We start from the raw sequence: 24931 nt of genomic DNA on the forward strand, positions 1-24931 counted from the left end.
ATCGCGAGCAAGCTTTGCTCCCACAAATGAATCCCCCTGGTCATGCGGGTTTACCCTGCCTTTTAAACCTCCACCGGCACCGACAATTTCGGATCACCCAGCGGATGGCTCTTCGCATCGAAGAAGCGCAACTGCACCTCCAGCCCCTGGAACACCTTGGCGTAATGCCGCTTCTGATGCTGGATGAACGCCTGGCTACGGGGATAGATCGAAATCGCCACGGTTTTCGGTGCGGCCAGGCGCAGGGCTTGCACGATGTGGTTGTCCTGCTCGCCCAGGGCATGGCCGAACAGGCACAGGTTGTCGCCATGCTGCAGCAACTGGTCGTAGCAGAACGACAGGTAATCGCTGCTGCGGATGGTCTTGAGCTTGTCCTGGCTCGGGCCTTCATTGACGAACAGCGGCACATCGTCGAGGGTCTTGATCGTGTTGTTGATGGCGAAACTGCCCAGCAAGGTGCCTTCGGTGGACGTGAGCTTGCGCGCCGTGCCGTCCTGGTTGCGCACCAGGTGCAGGCCGCCGTGCAGGTACAACAGGCGTGGTTTGTCGGTGGTCGCCTGGCTCAGGTCGAAACTGTGGTCGTCGCCGAAGAACAGGTCGCTGATGCCCTCAGGCGCCTGCTGGATCGCCCAGTAGTTGAGCAGGTCGTAGTTGGTGGTGAACACCGTGCGGTAGCGGCCCAGCTCCTGGTTGAGCGTCGCCAGGGTCGACGGTTGCACCAGGCGCCATGGGATGTGCACCGCATGCACGGTGTTGATCAGCGCTTCCTTGATCGCGTAATAGCGATTACGCGGCGCGGCGGAGCTGACGGCCAGGGCCTTGTTGACGCGACTGGTGGTTTTCAGCGCAGCGAGCACCTGTTCGAAACTGCGCGTCTGCATCGCGTCGAACACGCTCAGCTCCGACGGGCTCAGGGGTTTTTCCTCGACGGTGCGGGCATTTTCGAACAGCGAGTCATAGCCGAAATCATCCCACACCGCGCGGCTGGCGCCGTTGCCCACCAGCAGGCCGTTGAAGGCGGTGTCGGCGCGCAGGGCCTCCCAGTCTTCGAGCCGGGTGTCGTATTCCTGGAAATCGGTCATCGCAAGGATCATCTCAAAACGTGGCAAAGGCAGGGCGCGACTTTATCACGACCCAGTCTTGAGCCAGATCAAGATGCGTCATGACTAGTCGGTCATTCTGTAGGCCCTGCCGATCCGGCCTCAACCAGGAGCGTGACCCCATGAGCAGCACTTTTTTTATTCCCGCCGTGAACATCATGGGGCTGGGCTGCCTCGATGAAGCGATGATCGCTATCCGCAACTACGGCTTTCGCAAAGCCCTGATCGTCACCGACGCGGGGCTGGCCAAGGCCGGCGTCGCCACCAAGGTGGCCGAGTTGTTGGCGATACAGGACATCGACTCGGTGATTTTCGACGGCGCCAAGCCCAATCCAAGCATCGCCAATGTCGAGCTCGGTTTGGGGCTGCTGAAGGAGAGTCAGTGTGATTTCGTCGTGTCGCTGGGCGGTGGTTCGCCCCACGACTGCGCCAAGGGCATCGCCCTGTGCGCCACCAACGGTGGGCAGATTCGTGACTATGAAGGCGTCGACCGTTCGAGCAAGCCGCAGTTGCCGCTGATCGCCATCAACACCACGGCGGGCACCGCCAGCGAAATGACCCGTTTTTGCATCATCACCGACGAGACACGCCACGTGAAAATGGCGATTGTCGATCGCAACGTGACACCATTGATGTCGGTGAACGACCCGGCGCTGATGGTGGCGATGCCCAAGGGCCTGACGGCCGCCACCGGCATGGATGCACTGACTCACGCGATCGAGGCTTATGTCTCCACCGCTGCCAACCCCATCACCGATGCCTGCGCCCTGAAGGCCATCACCCTGATCAGTAACAACCTGCGCCTGGCCGTGCGTGACGGCAATGACCTGACCGCGCGGGAGAACATGGCCTACGCGCAGTTTCTCGCGGGGATGGCATTCAACAATGCATCGTTAGGCTTCGTGCACGCGATGGCGCATCAGTTGGGTGGCTTCTACGACCTGCCTCATGGTGTGTGCAACGCGGTGCTGTTGCCTCATGTGCAGAGCTTCAACGCTTCGGTGTGCGCCGTTCGCCTGACCGACGTGGCCCATGCCATGGGCACCGATACACGCGGCTTCAGCCCGGAAGAGGGCGCCCGGGACGCCCTTGCGGCGATCCGCAAACTGGCCCTTGACGTGGACATTCCGGCCGGTTTGCGTGACCTGGGCGTACGCCTCAACGACGTACCGGTGCTGGCTGCCAACGCCTTGAAAGACGCCTGCGGCCTGACCAACCCACGGGCGGCGGACCAGCGGCAGATCGAAGAGATTTTTCGCAGCGCGTTCTAAGCGACCCGGGGCGGCATGAACCTCACACAGAGCATCGCCGCCGTCCCCAGCACCGCGCACAACGCCGCCAGCGGCCAGGCCTGTTGACTCAACAACAGGCTGGCCATGGCACCGATCACCGAGGCCATCAGTTGGTGCAGGAACCCACTCAACGCCATGGCATAAGCGCCGGCCACCGGTGAGCCTTCGTTGGCCAGGGACAGGCTGATGGGGTAGTTCAACGACTGGCCGAACACCGCAAAGCAATACGGCAACCAGAAAAGCAGCGCGATGCTGCTCAGGGTGAGGCTGCCTGCCAGCATGGTCGTGCTCCCGCCCAACACCAGCGCGATGCCCCAGCCCATCATTCGCCGTTGACCAGTACGCAGTACAAAAGCGTTCACCACCAGCGCCCCAAGCAAGTACGCGGCACTGACCGGCCAGCCCAGCAGGCCGTATTCAATGGGCGACCAGTGGAAGCTCTCCTGCAGGATCAGCGGCGCCGCGGTGTTGAAGGCGACGATCACGCCGTAACCCAGTCCACCGGCCAAGGCCGGCAGCAGGAACGCGCGTTGCCGGAGAATGTGCCCGTAGATGCCCCATGCCGATTGCCCGTTGCCGGCTTGCACCAGCACCGGGAACCTGGCCCGGGACACCGCCGCTGCCATGGCCAGGCTGACGGCGCCCAAACCGTAGAAAATCGCCTCCCAGCCAAAAGCGGCCTGGATCAGCGAACCCAGGTACTGGCCGATACCGAGGGCAATCACAAAGGCGATCGATATCCAGGACAGGGCCTTGGCCAACAGGTCGCCGCTGAAACTGTCCCGAATCAAGACCCGCGCCATCACCGAGATACCGCTGGCGCCGATGCCCTGGATCAACCTGAGCGTCAGGAACGCCTCCACGGTTGTGCCCAGCGGCAGGGCCAGGTTGCCCAAACCGTATAACCCCAAGGCCGCCAGCAAGACCGGCTTGCGCCCCAGCCGCTGGCTCAGGCTGCCCCACAGCAACATCGGCAGCGCCATGCCGATCAGGTACACCGACAAGCCCCAGGAAACCCGGGACGCATCGGCGCCCAGGTCCCGGGCGATATCGGGCAGGGCCGGCAAGTAGATGCTCATGCCCAGTTGGGCCAGGAAAACGGTGGTGCAGGTGACGATCAGGGTTGTACGGGTCTTCATCGAGCGTCCTGTCTCAAGGGCGGATGTCACGCCCGTGGGTCAGCAGCAGTTCGGTGATCTTTTCGCAAAACGAGCGAATCACGTTCGGCTCCATGTCGGCGCGCAGGGTAATGCGAATGGCGGCCTTGCCTTGCGGCACCACGGGGAAAAAAACCGCTGAAGTGAAATACCCCAGTTCGGCCAGTTCGACGGCCAGGCTGTTGGCCAGGGTAGCTTCACCGCAGGGCACCATGCGGATCGCCATGGGATTGCCGTGCTGTTCAGTGCGCACGAGGCTGTCGAAGAAGCGGATATTAGCTTGCAAACGCTCCTGCAGGGCGCTGAATTCTCGACTGCGGTGCAGGCGGATCGACGCCATGCCGGCGCCGATGGCCGCTGCGTTCAGGCTCTGGGACCAATTGCTCGGCCCACCGTAACGCTGCACCAGCGCTTTGTACCGCTCACTGCCAAACATGACCAGCCCGCCACTGGAGCCGAATGACTTGGCCAATGAAGCAACGATCAGGGTACGTTCATCCACGGCCGGGACGCGCGAACGGACCAGGCCTGCGCCGGACTCCCCGACCGCAGACAATGCGTGGGAGTCGTCCAGATAGAGAAACAGGCCATAGCGCTGCTTGAGATACATCAGGCTGTCCAGGTCCGCCAATCCGCCCATGCTGTAGGCGCTGTCGGCCACGTATGCCACGTAGCGCTGGCGTTTGCACAGGTCTTCGATGAAGTCCATGTCGTTGTGCGGGCAGGTGACGACCTGGGTTTCATCGGCGCAGGCGGCCTTGCTGTGGTTCATCGAGTAATGGGCGTATTTGTCGAACACCATGACCGGCGAACACTGGTTGGTGAACGCGCCGCTGGCCAGCAACGGCAGGATTCCGGCGCTTGCCGCACTGCACGACAGGGCACTGAGGCAACTGGCCCCGAACAGCTCCGACAATTGGGTTTCGTACTCGTCCAGGATCGCCAGTTTGCAGCGATTCCTTGAGTTGGCGACCCGCAGGGTCCCGGTTTCCCACAGGGCAGTCATGGCGCCGTCCAGCAACGCGGGGTGATAGTCCAGGCCCAGGTAGGACGTGGTACAGAAGTGATGAAAGGTGCGACCGTATTGGTCGACCAGCACATTGGGTGTCTTGACCTCGACATTCAGCCCTGAGATTTTTCCGGCTTCGGTGCCCTGCCAGTTCTGGTCTGCGAGGGAAATCACCTTGCGGTAGTGGGTGAAGTGATGGGGTGCTTGAGCAGTCTGGTTCATGGTGCGATTACATTCCTTGGTGAGTGGCGCTGTCCGTGGGGTGTTTCGATAGCGGTGTGTTTCCAGACTTTACAGATTGTTGTGCAGGGCTTTGAATCGGCTGTTTCCGGCGTGCTTGAGTGTCACTGGAGATTTCTGCGTAGGACTTTGCCTAGGACCTTGGACGGGGAATCCGTCGGCGATGTCGGAGCTTGAAAGTACCCTGGGTTCGCCCCAAGCCCGCTGGGTTATCACTCTTTTCTGAAGGTTGTTTACTGATGCTCTCAGGCCTCAATCATCTGACCCTTGCTGTCACCGACCTGGATCGCAGTGTGGTTTTTTATGGCGAGCTATTGCAGTTGCGCCTCGAAGCCAAGTGGGACCGCGGGGCCTATTTGTCGCTGCCGGGTTTGTGGTTGTGCCTGGCTTTCGACCCGTTGCGCAGGCCCCTGCCGGCAGCGGACTACACCCATTACGCTTTCAGCATCGCTGCCGAGGATTTCCCGGAGCTGGTGGCGCGGCTGAACGCGGCCCAGGTGTCCTCATGGCGAGACAACCGCAGCGAGGGGGATTCGTTCTACTTTCTCGACCCGGATGGGCACAAGCTGGAAGTCCATGTGGGGGACCTGGCGTCGCGGTTGCAGGCCTGTCGGCAGGCACCGTATGCCGGTATGGTGTTTTTTACCGAGCCGTGATGGGCTGCGTCGAACCGAGTTGCTGCGCCTACCAGGCGTTGGGCGGCAATCGTCGCGTATGGAACAGTCGCAGGATTTGCACGCGCCCGTGGCGAACGCGATAGGGAATCAGGTACGGACGGTCGGGGACAACCCATTCACGGGTGCCAGCCAGGCGGCCTTCACGACCGGACGCCGGGAATTGGGCAAGTTGCTCGACGCTCATGAGGATTGCCTTGACGAAGTGCGCTGCTGCTTTTGGATTCTCCAGCGCAATGTAAGCGGCTTCGTCGTCCAGATTCTTGAGGGCAGTGCGCAGCCACTCAACCTGCATTGTTCATCCATTTTTCGGCAATCGCGTTGACATCCTCGGGACTGGCGAAGTCACCTGCATCTGCCTCATGCAAGGCTTCTTGGATTTCCTTGATCTGCCAGGCTTCACGGGCCAGGTATTCGCGTAGTGCATCGACGGCCAGGAATGACTTGCTGCGCCCGGTAGCCTTGGCCAATACCGCCAGGGTTTCGGCGACTTCATCGGGCAAGCGCAATGACATGACGGACATGATGATCTCGATGTAGTGGTTTGTAATACAACATACTACATCGTCCTTGAAGTGTTGCCAGTCCCGTTGGTCTCCATCGTTTGTGTGAATGTTCGCCCCGATATCGAGGCTCATCCTCTACAGTCTGATCCCCTGCGCTATCCTCATCGGTACTGGTGGGGCGCGTCGGTCTCGCTCGTTGTATCGGCGTCACGAACTGACCATCACCCGCTTCGCTCACCGTTGCATTATCCGGATGACCTCCAGCCCCATGGACACTCGAAGTTCCGCGCCGCTGGCCAGCTACATCGACCTTTTGCTGGACGCCGTGTGTGCCGTCGACGGCCAAGGGCGTTTCGTGTTTGTCAGTGCTGCCTGCGAACAAATTTTTGGCTACACCCCGCAGGAGCTGATCGGCCAGCCGATGATCGATCTGGTGCACCCCGCCGACCGCCAGCGGACCCTCGAGGCGGCCCGGGAGATCATGGACGGCGAGCCCAAGCTCAATTTCGAAAACCGCTACCTGCGCAAGGACGGTCGGGTGGTGCACATCCTGTGGTCGGCACGCTGGTCGCCGGCGGACCAACTGCGCATTGCCGTGGCCCGGGACATCACCGAACGCAAGCAGGCCGAGTCCCGACAGGCGGCGTTGTATGCGATTTCCGAGGCAGCCCATGCCGCGGCGGATCTGCTGGCGCTGTTCAAACGCATCCACCTGATTATTGGCGAGTGGCTGCCGGCGCTGAATTTTTCGGTGGCGCTGTATGACGAACAATGTTCGCAACTTAACTTCCCCTATCACGTCGACGACCGGGAAGGGCAGCCCGAATTGCCGGGCACGGTCACCGGGCGTTTGTGCGCCGAGGTGATTCGCAGTGGCCAGCCAATCCTGCTGACGCCCGGTTGCAGCCACTTGCCGCCGGGGTTCGACGACCTTGTGGCGCAGCCGGATGCGCCGTGTTGGCTGGGCGTGCCACTGAACTCGCAGAGCGGCACGATTGGCGCGCTGATCGTCAAGAGCGCGCCGGACAATGTGCGCTACACCGAGCAGGACAAGGAGTTGCTGCAATACGTTTGCGCGCAACTCACCATCGCCATCGAGCGCAAGCAGTTGCACGCCCGGTTGCAGCACATGGCTCAGTACGATCAGTTGACCCAGGTGCCCAACCGCGAATTGCTCCGTGAACGGTTCAAGTACGCCTTGGCAACCGCCCGTGCTGCGTCCGGGCGCATGGCCTTGCTGTATATCGACCTGGACCGTTTCAAGCAGGTCAACGACACCTATGGCCACGGGGTGGGCGACATGCTGTTGCAAGCGGTGGCCAATCGTCTCAAGGGCTGCATCCGCGACACCGACACCGTGGCGCGTATTGGCGGCGACGAGTTCGTGGTCCTGCTGCACAGCATCCAGGCCCTGGAGGATGCCCACAGAGTGCGGGAAAAAATCCGCCATGCACTGGCCCAGCCACTGCGTCTGGACGGACACTGCCTGAGCATCGAACCGAGCATCGGCGTGGCCTGTTTCCCCGACCATGGCACCGAAGATGTCGCCCTGTTCCGCCATGCCGATGAGGCTATGTACGCCGCCAAACGTCACAATCACCGGGCGTTCGGCATCTGATAGCGCGTCACCGTTCGTCGTGGCGCTGGACGTTTTTTCAACCTTTCAAGCGTGACCTTTTCAGATGTCAGGCGGGCCCCGCTCGCCGGAAACATCGTCCATGATCGAACGAAGATGTCTGGAGCGGGTCGCAGAAGGGGGAGAACCACTCAGCCGTACCTGGGTCAGACGTTTCGTTGATCATCATGGGTGGTTCTGATTCAGAGGCGGGAAACCCGTCAGAACTTTTATCAGAGGAGGGCGCGACCATGAGCCGTATGGCCAGCTTTTTTCGCACCACCAGTGTCGTCGTGCTGATGGGCCTGGGTGCCAACAGTGCCTGGGCCCAATCGCCTGCCGACTTCATCAACGATGCTTCCGCCAAAGGCATGGCCGACATCGAGGCCAGTCGCATGGCCCACGGGAAAGCCGAATCCAGGGAGGTCAAGGACTACACCATCATGGTGATCAACGACCGCACCACGGCCAATCAACACCTGGCGAAGATCGCCAAGAAGCTCGACTTGCCTGTCGCCCCCCGTGAGGAGGTGGCTGACAAGGCCAAGGCCCTGATCCCGCAGGTCAAGGAAGGCGAGTCGTTCGAGGCTGCGTATGCCGCCAGCCAGGTCAAGGCCACCGAGGAGGCCATCGCGCAGATCGAGCAGCAGGCCCAGACCACCGAAGTGCCGGAGATCAAGGCCTTCGCCGATGAAACGCTGCCTAAACTGCAGACCCATCTCGAAATGGCCAGGGCGCTGCAAGCCAGCCGCTGATCCGCTGCGTTTTTGTATTCAGGGCCGGGACGTTCGCGTCCCGGCTGATTTTTGCCCGCCAAAAGGAGAACCTTCCAGCGCATCTGCGTCAGCACTGGTTCAGGTCTACTTTGTTCTTTTCTTCCAGGCCTTCAAGGCTCCTGACTTCGTCCTGGCCCATGGCCTGGTAATGCTTTCTCAGCGCCTCCAGTTGCTTGAGGTCCAGCGACTCAAGGCCGAGCATTGCATTCTGTGCCTCCTTGGTCGCTCGTAATAACTCATCGACCTTGAGGTGCAAGATGTCGGTATCGCGGTTCTGCGTGTTTTGAATCAGGAATACCATCAGGAAGGTAATGATCGTCGTTGATGTATTGATGATCAGTTGCCATGTGTCATTGAAGTCGAAAAGAGGTCCGCTGAGGGCCCAGAGCGCCAACAACACGATGGCCCCCAGAAACGTCTTGGGGCTCCCCGCCCAAAGGGCCAGTTTTTGAGCGATTTTTGCGAAGGTCATTGCTGTGTTCCTTATGGATGCACCTGTCCTTTGTGACAGCAATGAATTGATGAAAATTCTGCTTACATTTTCAGGCGCCGCTGTTCGGCAAGGTTTTTCGTGCAACCTGAAAATCATCGCAACCAATTGCCGTGTTGGCTGGTCACTCCTTAAGGCCCTCAGCTTCGGAGTCCACCATGAACCTCGCACGCACTGTTTGCCTTGCCTGCTGTTTGTTCGCCCTGCAAGGCTGCTTCGACAATTCGGGTAACGAGACCAAGGACAACACCGATGGCACCAAGTCCTCGGTGCAGATGCAAGAGTCGGGAACGGAAAACAAATAGTCGTCTAGCTCAACCCTGTGGGAGCGAGCTTGCTCGCGATGGCGTCGGCTCAGCAATAGCAAGAGTGCCTGACACACTGCCATCGCGAGCAAGCTCGCTCCCACAGGTTATGGCGGCTTTCTTAGCGCCCTTGTTGCAACACCTTCAGCGCTGCCGAAGCCAGGAAGCCGGAACGGCTCTTCTCTTCAGGATGGTGCAACACATATTCATCAATACGATTGAGCAGGTAGCCGGGCAACGTGATGTTGAGTTTCTGCGCCTTGCCCAGGTATTTGGTCACATCGATGTCCACCAGCGCCCAAGTGCAGCCGGCATATGCCGGATTGGCGGCGTGCAAGGTGACGGTGTTGGCCGACGGAATCGGCGAGCCGTCTTCAGCCAGAATCTCGAAGTGACCCTCGATGGCCTCACGCGCCATCGCCATGGCCTCGTCCAGGTCGTCGCCTGCGGAAAAACAACCGGGAATATCCGGTACCTCAACACCCCAGGCGTGCTTGTCATCGCCCATGGAAATCGCAATCGGGTAAAGCATATTCATCGTCCTCCGCGAACGTCGCGCAACGGGCCGGCTGAAGCAGTGCCTGTTGCAAAATACTGATGGCCGTTTTCTTGAGCAGGTCTTTCTTGGGATGAGGAACCGTGACCAAGCCCGGCTTGGTCGGGTGCTTGAAATGATGGTGACTGCCCCGAACCCGTACCAGATACCAACCGTCTGCAATGATCTGGCTTATCAAAAATCGGCTATTCACAACACCTCCGTGTGGTGTGCTTGGTGGGTACTATACCTACTGAAAATGAATGATCAACACTATAACCACCGAGGGTGACCTCGGGAGGTATGCGCAGTCACTGCAACGAAGTCTAGAAGCGGCGTCGCACAAGGGCGGCGGCGAGGCGGGGCGGGTTTATTTCGGGATGTGAAGCCGGACGTAATGCTTGTGTGGCGAGGGCGCTTGCTCCCGCTGGGCTGCGAAGCAGCCCCGGATTTTCGGCTCAGTTTGCCAGGTGCTCACTCGAGAGCCCGATCAGTTTATCCACAGGAACTAGGACTGCTGCACAAACGTCAGCCGTACCGCAAATCCAATCAAAAGACTCCCAAATAACCACTGCTGCACACGCTGGGCCGAAGGCGAACGTTGAAGCCAGCGACCGAGTGCGACACCCACCAACGCGTAGGCGCTATCGAATAGCAGGCCGACGCCGACCAGCACCACGCCCAGGGTCGCGAATTGCCCCAGCACGGGCCCGCCCTGTGGATCGATGAACTGCGGCAATAACACCGAGCAAAACAGCAAGGCTTTGGGATTGAGCAGATTGGTCAGCAGCCCACGCCGAATCGCCTGGTAGCAGCGCCGTTTCCCGACCTCGACGGCGGCACCTTCAAAACTCGGCAACAAGGTGGTCCGCAGGCATTGAAAACCGATCCATAACAAGTAGGCAGCACCGGCCAGACGCACCACGTCGAACGTCCACGGCGCGGTCTTGAACAAGGCCGAAAGCCCCAACGCCGCCAATGCAACATGACACCCACGAGCAACCCCCAGGCCCACCGCCGTCGCCAGCGCCGCGCCCCTGCCCTGACGGGCACCGGTTTGCAGCAGCAGAATCATGTCCGGCCCGGGCAACACGTAGACCACCATCAAGGCCATCAGGAACAACCAGAGCTCTGCCACGTGACACCCCTTTGAGCGACGATTTGATAGCGCCAGTCTAGAGCCGAGGGGGAGGGCAGGTGGTTGCGAAGTCAGCTTCTAAAGCGTTGCTAATTGGCATAACCTGCCACTTATTCGTGCCATTAAATCGGAATCTGCCAATCCATGAAACTGGACGCCTTTGACCGCAAAATCCTCGCCGCGCTGCAACGGGACGGCCGCCTGAGCAACGTGCAACTGGCCGAAGAAATTGGCCTGTCCCCGTCGCCCTGCTTGCGCCGCGTGCGGATGCTCGAAGAAGCCGGTGTCATTCGCGGTTATCAAGCCATCCTGGACCGTGACGAAGTAGGGCTCGGATTAACGATCTTTGTCGGCGTGAAAGTTGAACGGCACAACGACGAACAAGCCGAAGCGTTTCGCCAGGCCGTCACGGCATTGCCGGAAGTGATCTCGGCGTTTCTGGTGTCAGGTGAATCGGATTTTCTGTTGCAAGTGGTGGTGCCGGATTTGCGGGCCTACGACCGTTTTCTCACTGGGCGGCTGCTGAAACTGCCGGGGGTGAGTGATATCCGCAGCAACTTTGCGATTCATACGATGAAGACACCGGGGGCGTTGCCGTTGGGGCATTTGCCGGGGACCGAGCAATGAACGACACAAGTCGGCGGCCAAGATACAAAAAGCCCCGCTGCGAAAAGCACCAGGGCTTTTTGTTTTGTCGTTAGGTGGGAGTCGGTCGGGGACTTGAGAAACCGCCGCCATCCTTTCCTAGATTCGGGTGGCGGCCGTACGTGGGCTAGGAACCGGGAATCAAGGCACCCGGCACACCTGAGGGTGTCCCACGCACAGCTGCCATAAAACATCATCGCAAACACAAAAAGCGCCTGCAATTTCATGGGGCGCTGTGCGCCTTGAATTCAACGGGTTCCTAGGCCCGGTCGCTGAATTTGCAGCGACGTCTGGAGAGTAGCCATCGAAGGACAAGGGCTGCGAGGCGAAAACTCGCCGAAAAGCAAAGTAAGCGCACCCCCTACGCAACTCTCTGATCTTGCCTACAAACGAAGCGGGAGTTACCCGCTATCCACAGCAAGGTAGATAGGAAATAGTGCCCCGCAGAACGGGACTGCACGATGAGTGATAGGCGATTAACGTCCGACATATTTTTCCGGCTTCGCGAAAAGTGGGGTTGAAGGGGAGGGCGGGTTAAAACCGAAAGGATGACCATGTCCGCATTTTGACTTTATTAATCGGTGCTACTCACACGTCGGCGACGTCAAGCGCAGGTGATAAATCTTTTTTTTGGTATCGCGGTGTAATACCATGAACAATAAGCAGCACAGCACGCTCAGCGCCATATTTTCCAGGCCGACGCCTTCAACGCTGGAGTGGGCTCGTATTGAGTCACTGCTTGGCGCAGCGGGTGCCAAGACCATTGAAGGCAGTGGATCGCGTGTACGTTTTGAATTGAATGGCGTGGTCGCAACGTTCCACCGGCCCCACCCAGACAAAGAAGCAAAGCCCTACCAGGTACGTGATGCTCGGGCTTTCCTTGAACAAGCAGGAGTTACCCCGTGAACGTTATGAATTATCAGGGCTACGCCGCCCGAATCGACTACAGCGATGAAGACGGTCTGTTTGTCGGTCACATCGCTGGTATTAGGGATGTCGTCGGGTTTCACGGCGAATCTGTCAGCGAGCTTCGAACCGCGTTTGAAGAGGCAGTCACTGATTATCTGGAGACCTGTGCCAAGCTGGGGCGAGCACCGCAGAAACCCTACTCTGGCAATCTCAGCCTACGCCTAGCCCCTGCGCTCCATGCAACAGTCGCCGTGAAAGCTCAGCTCGCCCACAAGAGTATCAACCAGTGGGTGGCCGATGTTCTTGATCGTGAAGTGCACGCTTGAAGACAGGCTGCGACAGGAAGTCAGATTTCATTTGTCTCCGTTAAACGCCGTTTGCCGACAGTCCACGGTCCACAACTGATCAAGCCGCGTCATGTTCTCCGAGTCATCATCTCCTTTCGTATTCCTCTGCCTGGATTGGTCGGCTCGCTATCCGCCTCGCCATGCCTGCGTCGCGTGTGGATGCTCGAAGAGGCCGAGGGTGGGTGATATCCGGAGCAACTTTGTGATTCATACGGTGAAGACGCCGGGGGCGTTGCCGTTGGGGCATTTGCCTGGGGCTGAATAGTTTTTACGATGGGGATTTACCCCACGTACTAATAATATTCGCTGTTTGAATGCGTCGGGATTGAATGGGTGAGGGGGGCCGCTGGACTCACCGTCTTCAAGGGCCGAGCGAATAGTCTTCAGTTCAGCCTTATGTCTCTGGATGGGCTGATTGGCCACGGTGATGGTTTTTCGAACGGTTCCCATGCTTGAGCCTCCTAGGGACGTCGTATTGCTAAGCCCCGCTGCGAAAGAAGCAGGGCTTAGCGCTGTCTATCGGATGGGGTTCCCTATGTCCCCATTCTCAGGACTTACTGTCGATCTACTGCGCCTCGGATTTTTTCTTGGACTCAGCCGCCGGCCTTGGCGTAATGACCTTCACAACGTCATCAATCACCGCCTTGCTCATCTCCAATAAAAAGTGCGCAGCCCAGGCGTAGCGGTCGGTGCTCTTTTCAAACGCCGCGTCTTCGGCAAGCCGGTGAGCGAGATGCAAAAGATCTGACGCCCGTTCCAATGCCTCTTGGATGGGTACGCCGCCGTTGACACGGAACAGCGCTCGATCAGCGGAATAGTTGAAGGGGGTGTAGCCGATGGTTTTTAGCCCAGTGTCTTCGTTCATGGCCTGCCCCCGTCGATCGAGAAACAGTAGGTTCGAGGCCTGAGCTTTGGCTGGTTTGAAAGTGATTTGATTTGCTGTGAGGTACACATTGTCTAGCTCCCGTGAAGCGCGGTTGCTTGACTCACGGGTTTCCAAGCCCGATCGCCTGATTTGCAGCGACGTCTAGAAGGGTAACCACGGAAGACAAACCCAACAAGTCGGCACACCGCCTAAAAAGCGTAGTTAGCGTGCTCCTTACGCAACGCTCGGAATTTCCCTACAAATATTCGTGAGAGCCAGAGGATACTTTATGTGACGATGTTCAACGAGACACTGATCGTCGTTGCCTTCGTCCGTATGGGTAACGATCAACGTTCTAAGTTTGGATCAAGTAAAACAGGTCGATGTCGGTATGACGCCAGAAGAATCTGCTATCGAGCACGCAGCCCTTGAATTCGCTAGAGTGAATCGAGCCTCTTTGGCTCGGCATATTGCGGACGCCGCTGTGTACCTCAGTGAGGAGGTACCATTCACGGTGTTCATGGCGGGGTCGCCTGGGGCTGGCAAGACGGAAATAGCCAAGGCTATGGCTGACGATTTGGACGAGAGAAATCTTAGCCTTTACTCCAAACGTGTTCTTCGTATCGATCCTGATGATTTTCGAAGTCTGATTCCCGGCTACGACGGAAGCAATTCATACCTTTTTCAGCGTGCGGTTACGAAGATTCTGGAAAAGGTGTTGGACCGCGCGTTCAAGAGACGGCTTTCGTTCATTCTGGATGGGACGATGGCCAACCTTGGGGTAGCGAAGCGGAATATCGACCGCGTCTTGGGAAGTGGCAGGAAAGCCCAGATTATGTATGTCTACCAGAGGCCAGAACTCGCCTGGCAGTTCGTGCAGGCTCGGGAAGTCACAGAGGGCAGGAACATTCCGCTGCAGGAGTTCGCCAGACAGTTTGTTGCCGCACGGTGCAATGTCATTGAGTTGAAGCGCATCTACGGTAGCCAGATCCACATCGATTTGCTTATCAAGGACTTTGATGGCGACGATGCTCAACAGGTTGAGCTTGATGTGGCTGGGGATACGATTGACGCTCTGATTCCCCAGATCTATGATCAGGCTCAGCTCGTTGAGCTGTTAGCAGAGGTTTGAAATCAATGAGTACAGAAAAGATCAAGAAAACCAGCGCTTTGACTGAGTTTTTCACCAACACCCCCGCCGAGACTAGAAAAGAGATTTTGATGGGCATCATTGGCAAGGCTAACGCCTCCCAACGGGATGTCGTGCAGAAAGCAGAGGCTATCAAAGCTGCGCGGGCTTCTGCTCAGGCAAACTGAGATGTTGCCGTCAAATCAGCCCAAGGTTCATTAGGCTCTGTTCCAAGTCTCGTCGAACTCGTGGTTCGTCTTGCGCGAGCTGATGGGCGAAACGCTGTCGCTATATCCGCGTTACGTTGCTGCCGTTCAGCATCGGTGCTGCGTTCGCCCTGACACTGTTGGCCGTCGTCGCTTTTGTCGCAAGGCATGTTTGATTCTTTGCCACTCATCTCAAATCATCGGTGCCCTACCCCCTACGTGTTCAGCGCTATCGCTTCTACTTTGCTGTAAGCGGATCCAAGAGGCTTGACCACCTGCCTAGCACTTTTCCTATGGCGAAGGTCTGATGAAGTTATCTCCATGAGCGCTCATTCATGCTCACTCTTCTTCAAAGCACCTGCTGCACAACGCCGCGCAATAGCCTTCAGCATGCGCCGACGAATAAGCCCGCTGACCGGACGAATCAAATACCAATACGACGTAAAACTTCGCAACGCATCCGCGTCGAGGCAATGCACCCGCGTTTGCGTGGTGACCCTCGTCAAGCCCGGTCGCAGCAACTGGCAGGTGAAGCTAATGACCAGCTTCACATTCCCCGGCTCATTGAATAGCTCGAACGCTTCGGCATCCGCGACAACGACTTGGCCGTAGTCGGCTTTCCACAGCTTGCCGGCGAGCCCGTAAGCGACCTCTACGTCGCCGTTGCGTTGAAGCAACGTGAAATTATCCATGCCGAATGAAGCGCGTTGATCAGCCTCTGGGTGCCGAGATCGACCCAGCAGGCGCATGGGGATTTCGCGAAGCTTGATTGCATACCGAAAAAAACGGTCGTCTTCGGGGCGGTGGGCGAGGATTGCCGCCATGGCATGGGAAGGGTCTACGGGGATGTCCACGGTATGCAATTCACTGAACTGATACGTAGGCAGATATGAGTCAATCAGGTGCATCCTTGCTCTCCTTCATAGGTACTCGGTGTGAACCTCAGGGGCGCAAATCCCACAAAACTCCAGACCAAAAAAAACCGGCCACCAAGAGCCGGTTTTTTAATCCCCCGCCAAAAACATACGACGCAGGACCAGAATTCGATTGGAGCGGGTGAAGGGAATCGAACCCTCGTTATCAGCTTGGGAAGCTGGAGTAATGCCATTATACGACACCCGCTCAGAGCGGCTGACTTTGTACCAGAAGTGGGCACGGATTTGAAGTTTTTCTTCACACAACGTGCGGTCAGTCGTCTACGCGAGCCTCAAACCAGAGCGGTCGTTGGCGGGCAAGCCCCGTTGCTGAAGGCGCAGGACGGGGCTTGCTCGCCAGGACTCGGTTTCAGATGGCCAGTGCATGGTAGCCCTGTACGTAGCTATAGCGCGGTCGGCTTTCGTGGTGTTCCGGTGTGAGGAAACCCATCAAGGCGTTACGGCTGTCGCGGCAGGCGGCTTTGTGTTCCATGTCCAGGAAGTGCCCGGTGGCTTGCAGCGTGCTGAAGCTGCTGTGCTGCACGTGATCGGCAAAGAGCCTGGCGTCGTCGGCCGCAGTGTATTCGTCCCATTCGCCGTTCAGGAACAACACCGGTACGTTGATCTTTTTCGCGGCGTTGACGTAGCACAGCTGGTCGCTGTGGAGCACATCGCTGATGTGGAAATGCATCTGCCCGTACTCATGCTCGGCCAAACTGCTGACATGGCGATAGTTGAAGCGCTTGAACAGCGGCGGCAAATGCTTGCCGATGGTGCTGTTGACCAAGTGCCCGACACGGTCGCCGTCCAGGCTGCCGAGGTAATCCACACCGCGTTCCAGGTAGTCGCGCATCGGCGCATTGAGCACCGGCGAGAACGAACTGATCACCGCTTTTTCGATGCGCCGTGGCCGTTGCGCCAAGGCGGTCAGCGTAGCGGCGCCGCCCCAGGAAAACGACAGCACGTGCTCGGCGGCGAAGTGGTCGATCAGTTCCAGGAGAATCTGGCCCTCGATCTCTTTCGTCAGCATTTGCTCATGTCGGTTGTGAGCTTTTGACTTGCCCGCGTAGGGTTGGTCGTACAGCACAACATTGAATTGCGGGTAGAGGTTTTTGGCGGTCTGTGCAAACGACGCGGTGGTGGCCATTGAGCCGTTGACCAGAATGATGGTCTTTTGTGCGGCGTCTGCGCGATAGAACTCCGTGTAAACCCGATACTGACCCTGTATATCCAGCACAGCGATTTCTGGCCTCATGTCATAAGACTCCTGGCAAGCGGGTATGCGCGCAATGAGATTGCACGGGCAATGTGACAGGTAGGCATACGCCTGAAAGATAAAGCCCATGTCGATCCAAAAAAAACGGTCGACGGGTATTGTTATAGGCGGGCAGTTCGCCGGCGGGACAAGGCGGAACCTGAGGGTTCCAGCCGGCAAAAAGTTTCTTGGAAGTATGTTGTGACTCATCGGTCACATTTCGGCCGACGACCTGATTCAAGCAGGGGGACGACCGTTGCGCAAGTACCTATCGGAAAATTGTTCGACACTTCTGCCCAGCGGTAGCAGGTTCAGATGAGATGGACTTCTTCAAGGCTCAAGGCGCGGTATTGGCCCGGCTCGAGATGGGCGTCCAGTGTCAGCGGGCCCATGCGCTCGCGGTGCAGGCGCAGCACCTTGTTGTTGAAGTGGCCGAACATGCGCTTGACCTGGTGATAGCGCCCTTCAACGATGCTCAAGCGCGCCGATCTCGGCCCCAGCAACGTCAGCTCTGCTGGTTGGGTGGTGAGGTCTTCGAAGGCAAAGTACAGGCCCCGGGCGAAGGTGTCGGCGTATTCGGCCGTGATGATTTGCTCGGTTTCGACGTAGTAGACCTTGGGCAGTTTGGTCTGCGGTTGGGTCAGGCGCCGTGACCAGGCGCCGTCATTGGTGATCAGCATCAGCCCGGTGGTGTTGAAATCCAGGCGCCCGGCGATGTGCAGGTCGTCCGTGTCCGGTTCGTCCAGCCAGTCGAGGACGGTGGGGTGTTGCGGGTCGCGGGTCGCACTGACACAGCCGGGCGGCTTGTGCAGCATGAAGTAGCGCGCCGGTCGGCCCGTTTGCAGCACTTCGTCGTCGACCTCTACACGGCTGAATTCACGGACTTGTGCATGGGGATCGCTGACGGTCTGGCCGTCGATCCGCACCCGGCGTTCCACCAGCAACAGACGCACTTGTTGGCGATTGAATCGCGGCAGATTACTGAGGAAACGGTCGACGCGCATGGGCAGTTCAGGCAAGGCAACGGAGGGCGGGCATCTTACGCGATCGGCTGGGGCTTGGCGCGCAACTGGGCTTCGACCTGGGCGCAGCGTGGGCACAGGCAGGACTGATCACGCAGCTCGGCTGGCAATGCCTCGAGCACGGCCGGGTCGATGCTCACGCCGTAACACCAGCAGGCCCGGTCGGCGGTTCGTGGGTCGGCCAGGGTGCAATCGTTGGCACCGCCGCAGGCCGGGCAAAGGTCGGGTTTATTCATAACTGGAGTGAGGCATTTCCACGCAGGTTCGGTTGCACCCGGTCTGTCGGGCGCGTTGCAGCGCATGATCGGTCCGCGACAGCAGGCTGTGCAAGGTGTCTTCGTCCTGCAAGGTGGTGAGGCCGAGGCTGACGGTGACCAGCAATTGTTTTCCACTGCAGAAATAGCGCTGCTTTTCGATGTGCTGACGAATTTTCTCTGCGATCTTCAGACCGGTCTGTCCGTCGGTGTCCTTGAGCAGGACGACAAAGGCTTCCGTGCTCCAGCGACACACGATGTCCGAATGCCGCAGGCTTTGTGTCAGGTCGCGGGCGAACCCGGTCAGCAGTTGATCGGTGGCGATATGACCATGGGTGGTGTCCAACCGCTTGAAATCGTCCAGTTCCACCAGCAGCGCAGTCAACGGTTTGGGCTCGCGCTGGGCTTCATGCAGGGCTTGCACGGCCAGCAGGTCGAAACCACGGCGATTGGGTAATTCGGTCAGGCTGTCGAGGGTGGCCTGGGCGTCGATGCGTTGTTGGTAGCTGTTGATCAACCGACAAAGGATTGCCAGGACTGCCAGCGTCACGAGCATGCCGATCAGCAGGTTCAGATACAGCGTCTTGAGGATGTTATCGCGTAGCGAGGCCTGGGCAGCGTAATAGCCCAGCAATGCAATGATCAGGAAACCAGTACCGAGCAGCGCCACCACGGCCAGGAGCGGCTTGCGCTGGGAATACAACGGCGAACGGAGCGACATGGCGTTTCCCTTGGCGCAGACCCAATGAAGTCAGTTTAGTGGCCTTGTGGGAAAAGACATTCGGATTTGCAGGTTTGTAGGACCATGGTGAGGGAACAGGCTCCCTCACCACAGGTTCGGCCTTATTCCAGGCTACGCAGATAAGCCCGCCATCCCCCCAGGTGACTGATGTCCCGTGCGCCTTCCAGGCCATACGACTCGCAGATGAATCCGCTTTCCCAGCGACCATCGGCCAGTTGCACCTTGCCCAGCCCCAACGGTGCGGGGATGCCGGTCAGGAATGAACCCAGTTCGCTGCTCGGCAGTTCCCAGACCTCCACCTCGATCGCCACGCCGCCCTCGCTGACCCGAAGCATGCCGGGACGCAAGGGCGGGCCACCGGCCAAGGCGTAGAGGCGGTAATTCGCTGAGCTTTGGGTGGCCTCGATCAGACGCGCCCCGCGTTGCTTGAGTTGCCCGTTCAGCGCCAACCCATCCAGGTGTGCGCCACACACCACCAGCCGCGCCCGGTCGTGGCGCGCCGGGTTGGCGGGCACTGGCAAGGCCTTGTCCTGTTGACGCTGCAAGGCATCGGCCACGCTCAAGAGGTATTGGTCGGTGAAGGCTCGACCGAACAACGTCACGCCCCAAGGCAAGCCGTTGGCCATGAACGCACTGGGAACGGCGACGGCGGCGTAGTCCAGCAGGTTCATGAAATTGGTGTAGTACCCCAGCTCAGAGTTACGCAGCACCGGTTCTGCGGCCAGTTCGGCGAGGGTCACCGGGCGGCCGATGGTCGGGGTGAGGACGCAATCGAGCGTATCCATGGCCCGGTCGCATTGGGCTTTGAGCGCTTGCAAACGGTAGCGGGCGCGGAAGGTTTGTACGCCATCCACCGTAGGCGCTTTCGCCAGGACGGCGCGGATGACCGGCAGTACGGCCTCCGGCTCACGTTCCATCAAGGGGCCGGCAACGCTGTAGCGTTCGGCCACCCAGGGGCCTTCATACAGCAGCCGCGCCGCTTCCAGGAACGGCGACAGGTCCAGTTCCACGGCTTCGCCGCCCAGGCGTTCGAGTCGCTCGATGGCTTCCTGAAACAGCTGCGGACCTTCCTGGCAGCCGAAAAATGCCAGGTCCTGCTGGCGCGGCACACCGAAACGAAAGCGCCGGGGCGCGCCGAACGCGGCGCCGTCGTTCCACTGCGGGTTGTGGCGGCTGTAGTCGTCACGAGGGTCTGGACGGGCCGTCAGTGCCAAGAGCTGGCTGGCTTCCTTGGCCGTCGCCGTGAAGGTGGTGACGCAGTCCAGCGTGCGACAGGCCGGGACCACGCCGGCCGTGGAGATCAACCCCAAGGTGGCCTTCAAGCCCACCAGGTTGTTCAACGCTGCAGGCACCCGCCCGGAGCCGGCGGTATCGGTGCCCAAGGCAAAACTCGCCACGCCCAGGGCCACGGCCAGCGACGAGCCGGCGCTCGAACCGCCGGCAGGATAGTCGGGCAACACGCTGTTGCGGCAGGCGCCGTAGGGCGAGCGAGTGCCATTGAGCCCGGTGGCGAATTGGTCGAGGTTGGTCTTGCCCAGGGGGATCGCGCCCAGTGCCAGCAACTGCTCGACAATGGTCGCCGAACGGTCTGGCACGTAGGCAAATGCCGGACAGGCGGCGGTGGTCGGAATGCCGGCCAGGTCGATGTTGTCCTTGATGGCAAACGGCACGCCGTACAGCGGCAGGCTCTCCAGGTCGTGGCCTTCCAACGCGGTCAGGTAGGGTTCCAGCTCCTCTGCCGTCAGCAGGTGGATGAACAGGTGATAGTCCGGGTTCAGCGCCGCGGCTTTTTCCCGCAGGCCCAACAGCAATTGGCGTGGCGTCAGTTCGCCGCTGCGGTAGGTGTTGCGCAGGTCGTCCAAGCGAAGAGAGAAGTTCATGGTGTTAATCCTTTGATTGAGTTCAGTCACGGTCCAGCACCACGACGCGCTGTCCGGCGCGCACCGCCGAACCGGGTTGGACGCGCACCTCGCGCACCACGCCGGCCGAGGGCGCAAGCAGCGGGATTTCCATTTTCATCGACTCCAGAATAACCAGCACATCACCGGCGGCGACCCGTGCGCCAACGTCTACCTGCACCTGCCAGAGGTTGCCGGCGATGTGGCTGTCGACACTCAGTTGACCGTCAGTCAGTTGCGAATCTTCGCTCGGTGCGATGGCCGCTTCTTCACTGTCGAAGTGCGCCTGGCCGCTGGCGATCCAACGTTCGCGCTCGGCGTCGAAGGCGCCTTGTTGCTGTTGGCGGAACGCGGCGATGCCGTCGGCTTCCTGCACCAGGAAACGCTGGTAGTCGGCGAGGTTGAGCTGGCTGTGCTCGATCTCCAGGTCGAAGCGGCCCAGGGGGAAGTCCCGACGGATGCGCAGCAGTTCGTCGGCGCTGACCGGGTAGAAGCGGATCTGGTCGAAGAACCGCAGCAGCCACGGCTTGCCGTCGAAGGCGGCGACGTCCCGATAACGGTTCCACATCTGCAACGTGCGCCCGACGAACTGATAGCCACCAGGACCTTCCATCCCGTACACGCACATATAGGCGCCGCCGATGCCCACCGAGTTTTCCGCGGTCCAGGTCCGGGCCGGGTTGTATTTGGTGGTCACCAGTCGATGGCGCGGGTCGAGCGGCGTGGCGACCGGCGCGCCGAGGTAGACGTCGCCCAGGCCCATCACCAGATAGCTGGCGTCGAACACCGTGCGTTGCACCTCGTCGAGGTTGGGCAGGTCGTTGATGCGCCGGATGAACTCCAGATTGCTCGGGCACCAGGGCGCGTCCTTGCGCACCGTGGTCATGTATTTTTCGATGGCTAGCTGACAGGCCGGGTCATCCCAGGACAGCGGCAGGTGGACGATGCGCGACGGCACTTGCAGGTCCTGCGCGGCGCACACCGCGTCCCACTCACCGGCGACGATGCTCAGCAGATCGGCCAGGGGCATTTGCTCGGGTTGGTAGTGCACTTGCAGCGAGCGAATGCCCGGCGTCAGGTCGATCACGCCGGGCAGGTGTTTGTGTTCCAACGCCTGCATCAAGGCATGGGCGCGAAAGCGCAACACCAGGTCCAGTTCGGGGGCGCCGATTTCCAGCAGCAGGTGGGTGTCGCCCGATAGCCTTGCCACCAGACGCGTATCGTCCTGGCCGATATCCAACACCACAGGCGACACCATCTCCTGTGGGAGCGGGCTTGCTCGCGAAAGCAATGGCACAGTCAACATTGATGTATCTGACAGACCGTTTTCGCGAGCAAGCCCGCTCCCACATTGATCCCATTTCAAGGCGAGAGATCGGGCGGTGGAGATATCCACCGGCACGAACCGCACCTTGTCCCCCGCCTTGAGTTGCCCCAACTGCCAGAGGTCCGCTTCGATCACCGTCACCGGGCAGACGAAGCCGCCCAGGCTCGGGCCGTCGGGGCCGAGGATGACGGGCATGTCGCCGGTGAAGTCCACGGCGCCGATGGCGTAAGGGTTGTCATGGATATTGGAAGGATGCAGCCCGGCCTCGCCGCCGTCGGCGCGGACCCATTCGGGTTTCGGCCCGATCAGGCGCACACCGGTGCGGCTGGAGTTGAAGTGCACTTCCCAGGCCGTGTCGAAGAAGGTCTGGATGTAGCGTTCGGTGAAATATTCGGGCGCGCCGTGCGGGCCGTAGATCACGCGGATCTGCCGCACGCTTGGCAGTTCCAGGATCGGCGCGCTCGTTGGCGGCAGCGTCGTGTGTTCGTCCAGCAGCGCCAGGTGCAACACGTCGCCGGTACACAGCGCTCGTCCGCCGTGGCCGCCAAACTGGCCGAGGGTGAAGGTGCTTTTACTGCCCAGGTAATCCGGCACGTGCACGCCGCCTTGCAGGCACAGGTAGCTGCGCGCCCCGGCGCCAGCGATGTTGCCAATGGCGAGGGTGGCGCCGGCAGCAATCGACAACGGTGTGTTCATCGGCACCGCTTCGCCGTCGAGCGTGAGGGCAATCACCGCACCGGTCACCGCCACCCGGGCAGCGCAGTTGAAGCGCAGCAGCGGCCCGTTCATGGTGATTTCCAATGCCGCCGCACCTTCTTCGTTGCCCAAGAGGCGATTGCCCAGGCGCAACGAACGGCTATCCATCGGCCCCGACGGCGGCACCCCCACCGCCCAGTAACCGAGGCGGCCGGGATAGTCCTGGACGCTGGTCTGGGTGCCGGGGCTGAGCACTTCAACGGTGTTGGCGCGATAGACCAACGCTTCCAGGCAGCGGGTCCAGGGCTGGCCGCTGGCAAACGGTGTGTCGAGGAGAATCTGTTGCAGGTAGTGGCGGTTGGTTTCGACGCCGTACAGCAGGCTTTCGTCCAGCGCTTGATGCAAGCCCAGGCGTGCCTGCTCGCGGGTCGGCGCCCAGCGAATGACCTTGGCGATCATTGGGTCGAAGTAGGGCGGGATCTGGCAACCGGCCTCGACCCAGGTGTCGATGCGCAACTGTTTGCCATCGGCCTGTGGAAATTTCACGGCGGTCAGCAGCCCCGGGCTTGGCTGGAAATCCCGACCTGGGTCCTCGGCATACAAGCGCGCCTGGATCGCGTGGCCCTCGGCTTTCAAACCTTGGCCGAGCTCGCTCAGTGGCGGCAGATCACCGGCCGCCAATTGCACCATCCAGCGCACCAGGTCCACGCCCCACACCTGCTCGGTGACGCCGTGCTCCACTTGCAGGCGGGTGTTCACTTCCAGGAAATAGAAGCGCCCGGCGTCGCTGTCGAACACGAACTCCACGGTGCCAGCGCTGCGGTAGTTCACGGCTTGGGCCAGTTGGATCGCCGCTGCGCAGAGTTCGTCGGCCATGCCCTCGGGCAGGTTCGGCGCCGGGGTTTCCTCGAGGACTTTCTGGTTGCGCCGTTGCACCGAGCAGTCGCGCACGCCCAGGGCGATCACCTGGCCCTGGCCATCGCCGAACACCTGCACTTCCAGATGCCGCGCGCGTTCGATGTACTTTTCGATGAACACCCCGGCGTCGCTGAAGTTGTTCTGGCCCAGGCGCTTGACCGCTTCGAAGGATTCGCTCAGGTCGGCGGCACTACGACACACGCGCATGCCGATGCCGCCACCGCCGGCGGTACTTTTGAGCATCACCGGATAGCCCAGCTGTGTGCCTGCCGAGAGCGCGGCGTCGAGGCTGTCGAGCAGTTCGGTGCCTTCGAGCAGCGGCACACCGTGGCGGCGCGCCAGGTCGCGGGCGGTGTGCTTGAGTCCGAACACGCGCAGTTGTTCTGGCGTCGGACCGATGAAGGCAATACCGGCAGCTTCGCAGGCTTGCGCGAAGGCGGCGTTTTCCGAAAGAAAGCCGTAGCCGGGATGGATCGCGGTCGCGCCGCTGCTTTTGGCAATCGCCAAAAGCTTGTCCACCGCCAGGTAAGTACCGGCCGCCGCGCCTTCGCCCAGGCAGTGGGCTTCATCGGCCTGGAGGATATGCAAGCTGGCGGCGTCGGCCTGGGAATACACCGCAACGCCTTCGACCTTCAGCTCACGCAAGGTCCGCAGGATGCGGCAGGCGATGGCGCCACGGTTGGCGATCAGGATTTTTTCGAACATGGCATTGCCCCCTCAGGCATGCGTGCTGCCTGAACTGGGATGCGGGCCGTCCCGCAGTTTTCGATGGCCGCCGGGGTCGTCCCTGGCGACAAACCTCCAAACACCACTGCCCCCCTTGTGGGAGCGAGCCTGCTCGCGATAGCGGTGGTACATCCAGCATCAATGTGACTGACAGACCACTATCGCGAGCAGGCTCGCTCCCACAGGGGATGGGTGGTGTTCATAAAATCTGTGTTTATTTGATGCACTGCCCCGACCGGCT

Annotated in this window: 25 protein-coding genes, 1 tRNA gene and 3 pseudogenes; 11 read left to right on the plus strand and 18 right to left on the minus strand. The window is 60.0% G+C overall.

Going from position 1 to position 24931, the window contains the following annotated elements; translation table 11 throughout:
* Nucleotides 1-62: 62 nt before the first annotated feature.
* Nucleotides 63-1082 (minus strand): DUF4917 family protein, encoded by a 1020-nt coding sequence (locus tag B0E42_RS06870; protein ID WP_018606996.1) that lies wholly within the window; start codon nt 1080-1082, stop codon nt 63-65.
* A 140-nt stretch (nt 1083-1222) separates the two neighbouring features.
* Between B0E42_RS06870 and yiaY the strand changes: the two genes are divergently transcribed.
* Nucleotides 1223-2371, plus strand: a complete 1149-nt coding sequence (yiaY, locus tag B0E42_RS06875) for an L-threonine dehydrogenase (protein WP_053178400.1) — start codon at nt 1223-1225, stop codon at nt 2369-2371.
* Here the strand turns inward: yiaY and B0E42_RS06880 are convergent.
* On the minus strand, nt 2368-3531 hold the full coding sequence (locus tag B0E42_RS06880; protein ID WP_018606992.1) for an MFS transporter: 1164 nt from the start codon (nt 3529-3531) through the stop codon (nt 2368-2370). The two genes, yiaY and B0E42_RS06880, sit on opposite strands and share 4 nt — an antisense overlap.
* Before the next feature lie 13 nt (nt 3532-3544).
* Nucleotides 3545-4780, minus strand: coding sequence for an aminotransferase class I/II-fold pyridoxal phosphate-dependent enzyme (locus tag B0E42_RS06885; RefSeq protein WP_077506070.1), 1236 nt, complete (start codon nt 4778-4780; stop codon nt 3545-3547).
* 257 nt (nt 4781-5037) lie between these two features.
* Between B0E42_RS06885 and fos the strand changes: the two genes are divergently transcribed.
* Complete coding sequence (fos, locus tag B0E42_RS06890; protein WP_053186356.1) at nt 5038-5454, plus strand: fosfomycin resistance glutathione transferase; 417 nt, start codon at nt 5038-5040, stop codon at nt 5452-5454.
* A gap of 28 nt (nt 5455-5482) precedes the next feature.
* Here the strand turns inward: fos and B0E42_RS06895 are convergent, their stop codons facing one another.
* Together B0E42_RS06895 and B0E42_RS06900 are read right to left on the minus strand one after the other, a co-directional pair.
* Nucleotides 5483-5767, minus strand: coding sequence for a type II toxin-antitoxin system RelE/ParE family toxin (locus B0E42_RS06895; protein ID WP_018606986.1), 285 nt, complete (start codon nt 5765-5767; stop codon nt 5483-5485).
* Complete coding sequence (locus B0E42_RS06900) at nt 5757-5996, minus strand: CopG family ribbon-helix-helix protein (RefSeq protein ID WP_018606984.1); 240 nt, start codon at nt 5994-5996, stop codon at nt 5757-5759. The genes B0E42_RS06895 and B0E42_RS06900 overlap by 11 nt, the downstream gene beginning before the upstream one ends.
* 250 nt (nt 5997-6246) lie before the next feature.
* Between B0E42_RS06900 and B0E42_RS06905 the strand changes: the two genes are divergently transcribed.
* Nucleotides 6247-7596 carry a diguanylate cyclase domain-containing protein gene (locus tag B0E42_RS06905; RefSeq protein ID WP_077506071.1) on the plus strand — a complete coding sequence of 450 codons (1350 nt, stop codon included), beginning with the start codon at nt 6247-6249 and terminating at the stop codon, nt 7594-7596.
* A 248-nt stretch (nt 7597-7844) separates the two neighbouring features.
* Nucleotides 7845-8348 carry a DUF4142 domain-containing protein gene (locus B0E42_RS06910; protein ID WP_018606980.1) on the plus strand — a complete coding sequence of 168 codons (504 nt, stop codon included), beginning with the start codon at nt 7845-7847 and terminating at the stop codon, nt 8346-8348.
* An 88-nt stretch (nt 8349-8436) separates the two neighbouring features.
* Here the strand turns inward: B0E42_RS06910 and B0E42_RS06915 are convergent, their stop codons facing one another.
* The gene (locus B0E42_RS06915; protein ID WP_018606978.1) at nt 8437-8841 is read right to left on the minus strand and encodes a low affinity iron permease family protein; all 405 of its coding nucleotides are present in this window, start codon (nt 8839-8841) and stop codon (nt 8437-8439) included.
* Nucleotides 8842-9017: 176 nt separating this feature from the next.
* On the opposite strand from B0E42_RS06915, the gene B0E42_RS31040 reads away from it, so the two are divergent.
* Nucleotides 9018-9164 carry a hypothetical protein gene (locus B0E42_RS31040; RefSeq protein ID WP_018606976.1) on the plus strand — a complete coding sequence of 49 codons (147 nt, stop codon included), beginning with the start codon at nt 9018-9020 and terminating at the stop codon, nt 9162-9164.
* A 121-nt stretch (nt 9165-9285) separates the two neighbouring features.
* Here the strand turns inward: B0E42_RS31040 and B0E42_RS06920 are convergent, their stop codons facing one another.
* The 3 genes and pseudogenes from B0E42_RS06920 to B0E42_RS06930 all read right to left on the minus strand — a co-directional run bounded on the left by B0E42_RS06920 (nt 9286) and on the right by B0E42_RS06930 (nt 10837).
* Nucleotides 9286-9696, minus strand: coding sequence for a type II toxin-antitoxin system HicB family antitoxin (locus tag B0E42_RS06920; RefSeq protein ID WP_018606974.1), 411 nt, complete (start codon nt 9694-9696; stop codon nt 9286-9288).
* A gap of 40 nt (nt 9697-9736) precedes the next feature.
* Nucleotides 9737-9913: pseudogene (locus B0E42_RS06925) on the minus strand (type II toxin-antitoxin system HicA family toxin); the annotation flags it as partial.
* Nucleotides 9914-10207: 294 nt separating this feature from the next.
* Nucleotides 10208-10837: a LysE family translocator gene (locus B0E42_RS06930; protein ID WP_018606965.1), complete on the minus strand. Its 630-nt coding sequence runs from the start codon at nt 10835-10837 to the stop codon at nt 10208-10210.
* A 144-nt stretch (nt 10838-10981) separates the two neighbouring features.
* Between B0E42_RS06930 and B0E42_RS06935 the strand changes: the two genes are divergently transcribed.
* From B0E42_RS06935 to B0E42_RS06950, 4 genes and pseudogenes are all read left to right on the plus strand, one after another.
* Nucleotides 10982-11464 (plus strand): Lrp/AsnC family transcriptional regulator, encoded by a 483-nt coding sequence (locus B0E42_RS06935; protein WP_018606962.1) that lies wholly within the window; start codon nt 10982-10984, stop codon nt 11462-11464.
* 669 nt (nt 11465-12133) lie between these two features.
* On the plus strand, nt 12134-12388 hold the full coding sequence (locus B0E42_RS06940) for a type II toxin-antitoxin system HicA family toxin (RefSeq protein ID WP_077506072.1): 255 nt from the start codon (nt 12134-12136) through the stop codon (nt 12386-12388).
* The gene (locus B0E42_RS06945; RefSeq protein ID WP_053178407.1) at nt 12385-12717 is read left to right on the plus strand and encodes a type II toxin-antitoxin system HicB family antitoxin; all 333 of its coding nucleotides are present in this window, start codon (nt 12385-12387) and stop codon (nt 12715-12717) included. The genes B0E42_RS06940 and B0E42_RS06945 overlap by 4 nt, the downstream gene beginning before the upstream one ends.
* Before the next feature lie 187 nt (nt 12718-12904).
* A pseudogene (locus tag B0E42_RS06950) lies at nt 12905-13003 on the plus strand (Lrp/AsnC family transcriptional regulator); the annotation flags it as partial.
* Between the two features lie 300 nt (nt 13004-13303).
* On the opposite strand, the gene B0E42_RS06960 reads toward B0E42_RS06950, so the two are convergent.
* Entirely contained in the window at nt 13304-13603 is a 300-nt protein-coding gene (locus B0E42_RS06960; protein ID WP_053178471.1) for a DUF3077 domain-containing protein, read from the minus strand.
* A 391-nt stretch (nt 13604-13994) separates the two neighbouring features.
* Here B0E42_RS06960 and B0E42_RS06965 point away from each other — a divergent pair, with 391 nt between their 5' ends.
* Together B0E42_RS06965 and B0E42_RS06970 are read left to right on the plus strand one after the other, a co-directional pair.
* Complete coding sequence (locus tag B0E42_RS06965; RefSeq protein WP_053178408.1) at nt 13995-14735, plus strand: zeta toxin family protein; 741 nt, start codon at nt 13995-13997, stop codon at nt 14733-14735.
* 5 nt (nt 14736-14740) lie between these two features.
* Nucleotides 14741-14920 (plus strand): hypothetical protein, encoded by a 180-nt coding sequence (locus B0E42_RS06970; RefSeq protein WP_018606959.1) that lies wholly within the window; start codon nt 14741-14743, stop codon nt 14918-14920.
* A gap of 347 nt (nt 14921-15267) precedes the next feature.
* Here the strand turns inward: B0E42_RS06970 and B0E42_RS06975 are convergent, their stop codons facing one another.
* The 8 genes and pseudogenes from B0E42_RS06975 to uca all read right to left on the minus strand — a co-directional run bounded on the left by B0E42_RS06975 (nt 15268) and on the right by uca (nt 24669).
* Nucleotides 15268-15846 (minus strand): hypothetical protein, encoded by a 579-nt coding sequence (locus B0E42_RS06975; RefSeq protein ID WP_077506073.1) that lies wholly within the window; start codon nt 15844-15846, stop codon nt 15268-15270.
* A gap of 140 nt (nt 15847-15986) precedes the next feature.
* Nucleotides 15987-16060 (minus strand) — tRNA-Gly (locus B0E42_RS06980).
* Nucleotides 16061-16222: 162 nt separating this feature from the next.
* A complete protein-coding gene (locus tag B0E42_RS06985) occupies nt 16223-17107 on the minus strand; it encodes an alpha/beta fold hydrolase (RefSeq protein WP_053178410.1) in 885 nt (294 codons plus the stop codon).
* A 311-nt stretch (nt 17108-17418) separates the two neighbouring features.
* Nucleotides 17419-18111, minus strand: a complete 693-nt coding sequence (locus B0E42_RS06990; RefSeq protein WP_053186375.1) for a pseudouridine synthase — start codon at nt 18109-18111, stop codon at nt 17419-17421.
* Between the two features lie 35 nt (nt 18112-18146).
* Nucleotides 18147-18365, minus strand: a complete 219-nt coding sequence (locus B0E42_RS06995; protein WP_018606955.1) for a cysteine-rich CWC family protein — start codon at nt 18363-18365, stop codon at nt 18147-18149.
* Nucleotides 18358-18975: pseudogene (locus B0E42_RS07000) on the minus strand (GGDEF domain-containing protein); the annotation flags it as partial. The pseudogene B0E42_RS07000 and the gene B0E42_RS06995, both read right to left, overlap by 8 nt.
* A gap of 251 nt (nt 18976-19226) precedes the next feature.
* Nucleotides 19227-21005, minus strand: a complete 1779-nt coding sequence (gene atzF, locus B0E42_RS07005; RefSeq protein WP_077506075.1) for an allophanate hydrolase — start codon at nt 21003-21005, stop codon at nt 19227-19229.
* Between the two features lie 22 nt (nt 21006-21027).
* Nucleotides 21028-24669 (minus strand): urea carboxylase, encoded by a 3642-nt coding sequence (gene uca, locus B0E42_RS07010; protein WP_077506076.1) that lies wholly within the window; start codon nt 24667-24669, stop codon nt 21028-21030.
* Nucleotides 24670-24931 lie beyond the last annotated feature (262 nt).

Origin of the sequence: Pseudomonas sp. A25(2017) (genome assembly GCF_002001065.1) — a bacterium.
In the GTDB taxonomy this organism is placed as follows: Bacteria; Pseudomonadota; Gammaproteobacteria; order Pseudomonadales; family Pseudomonadaceae; genus Aquipseudomonas; species Aquipseudomonas kilonensis.

Excerpts from the sequence above, each read along its gene's own strand:
- B0E42_RS06965 (WP_053178408.1), top strand. The coding sequence starts at position 13,995 with ATGACGCCAGAAGAATCTGCTATCGAGCACGCAGCCCTTGAATTCGCT.
- B0E42_RS06990 (WP_053186375.1), bottom strand. The coding sequence starts at position 18,111 with ATGCGCGTCGACCGTTTCCTCAGTAATCTGCCGCGATTCAATCGCCAA.
- B0E42_RS06870 (WP_018606996.1), bottom strand. The coding sequence starts at position 1,082 with ATGACCGATTTCCAGGAATACGACACCCGGCTCGAAGACTGGGAGGCC.
- fos (WP_053186356.1), top strand. The coding sequence starts at position 5,038 with ATGCTCTCAGGCCTCAATCATCTGACCCTTGCTGTCACCGACCTGGAT.
- B0E42_RS31040 (WP_018606976.1), top strand. The coding sequence starts at position 9,018 with ATGAACCTCGCACGCACTGTTTGCCTTGCCTGCTGTTTGTTCGCCCTG.
- B0E42_RS06995 (WP_018606955.1), bottom strand. The coding sequence starts at position 18,365 with ATGAATAAACCCGACCTTTGCCCGGCCTGCGGCGGTGCCAACGATTGC.
- B0E42_RS06960 (WP_053178471.1), bottom strand. The coding sequence starts at position 13,603 with ATGAACGAAGACACTGGGCTAAAAACCATCGGCTACACCCCCTTCAAC.
- B0E42_RS06905 (WP_077506071.1), top strand. The coding sequence starts at position 6,247 with ATGGACACTCGAAGTTCCGCGCCGCTGGCCAGCTACATCGACCTTTTG.
- B0E42_RS06900 (WP_018606984.1), bottom strand. The coding sequence starts at position 5,996 with ATGTCCGTCATGTCATTGCGCTTGCCCGATGAAGTCGCCGAAACCCTG.
- B0E42_RS06880 (WP_018606992.1), bottom strand. The coding sequence starts at position 3,531 with ATGAAGACCCGTACAACCCTGATCGTCACCTGCACCACCGTTTTCCTG.
- uca (WP_077506076.1), bottom strand. The coding sequence starts at position 24,669 with ATGTTCGAAAAAATCCTGATCGCCAACCGTGGCGCCATCGCCTGCCGC.
- yiaY (WP_053178400.1), top strand. The coding sequence starts at position 1,223 with ATGAGCAGCACTTTTTTTATTCCCGCCGTGAACATCATGGGGCTGGGC.
- B0E42_RS06910 (WP_018606980.1), top strand. The coding sequence starts at position 7,845 with ATGAGCCGTATGGCCAGCTTTTTTCGCACCACCAGTGTCGTCGTGCTG.
- B0E42_RS06935 (WP_018606962.1), top strand. The coding sequence starts at position 10,982 with ATGAAACTGGACGCCTTTGACCGCAAAATCCTCGCCGCGCTGCAACGG.
- B0E42_RS06895 (WP_018606986.1), bottom strand. The coding sequence starts at position 5,767 with ATGCAGGTTGAGTGGCTGCGCACTGCCCTCAAGAATCTGGACGACGAA.
- atzF (WP_077506075.1), bottom strand. The coding sequence starts at position 21,005 with ATGAACTTCTCTCTTCGCTTGGACGACCTGCGCAACACCTACCGCAGC.
- B0E42_RS06915 (WP_018606978.1), bottom strand. The coding sequence starts at position 8,841 with ATGACCTTCGCAAAAATCGCTCAAAAACTGGCCCTTTGGGCGGGGAGC.
- B0E42_RS06885 (WP_077506070.1), bottom strand. The coding sequence starts at position 4,780 with ATGAACCAGACTGCTCAAGCACCCCATCACTTCACCCACTACCGCAAG.
- B0E42_RS06975 (WP_077506073.1), bottom strand. The coding sequence starts at position 15,846 with ATGCACCTGATTGACTCATATCTGCCTACGTATCAGTTCAGTGAATTG.
- B0E42_RS06970 (WP_018606959.1), top strand. The coding sequence starts at position 14,741 with ATGAGTACAGAAAAGATCAAGAAAACCAGCGCTTTGACTGAGTTTTTC.
- B0E42_RS06985 (WP_053178410.1), bottom strand. The coding sequence starts at position 17,107 with ATGAGGCCAGAAATCGCTGTGCTGGATATACAGGGTCAGTATCGGGTT.
- B0E42_RS06920 (WP_018606974.1), bottom strand. The coding sequence starts at position 9,696 with ATGCTTTACCCGATTGCGATTTCCATGGGCGATGACAAGCACGCCTGG.
- B0E42_RS06940 (WP_077506072.1), top strand. The coding sequence starts at position 12,134 with ATGAACAATAAGCAGCACAGCACGCTCAGCGCCATATTTTCCAGGCCG.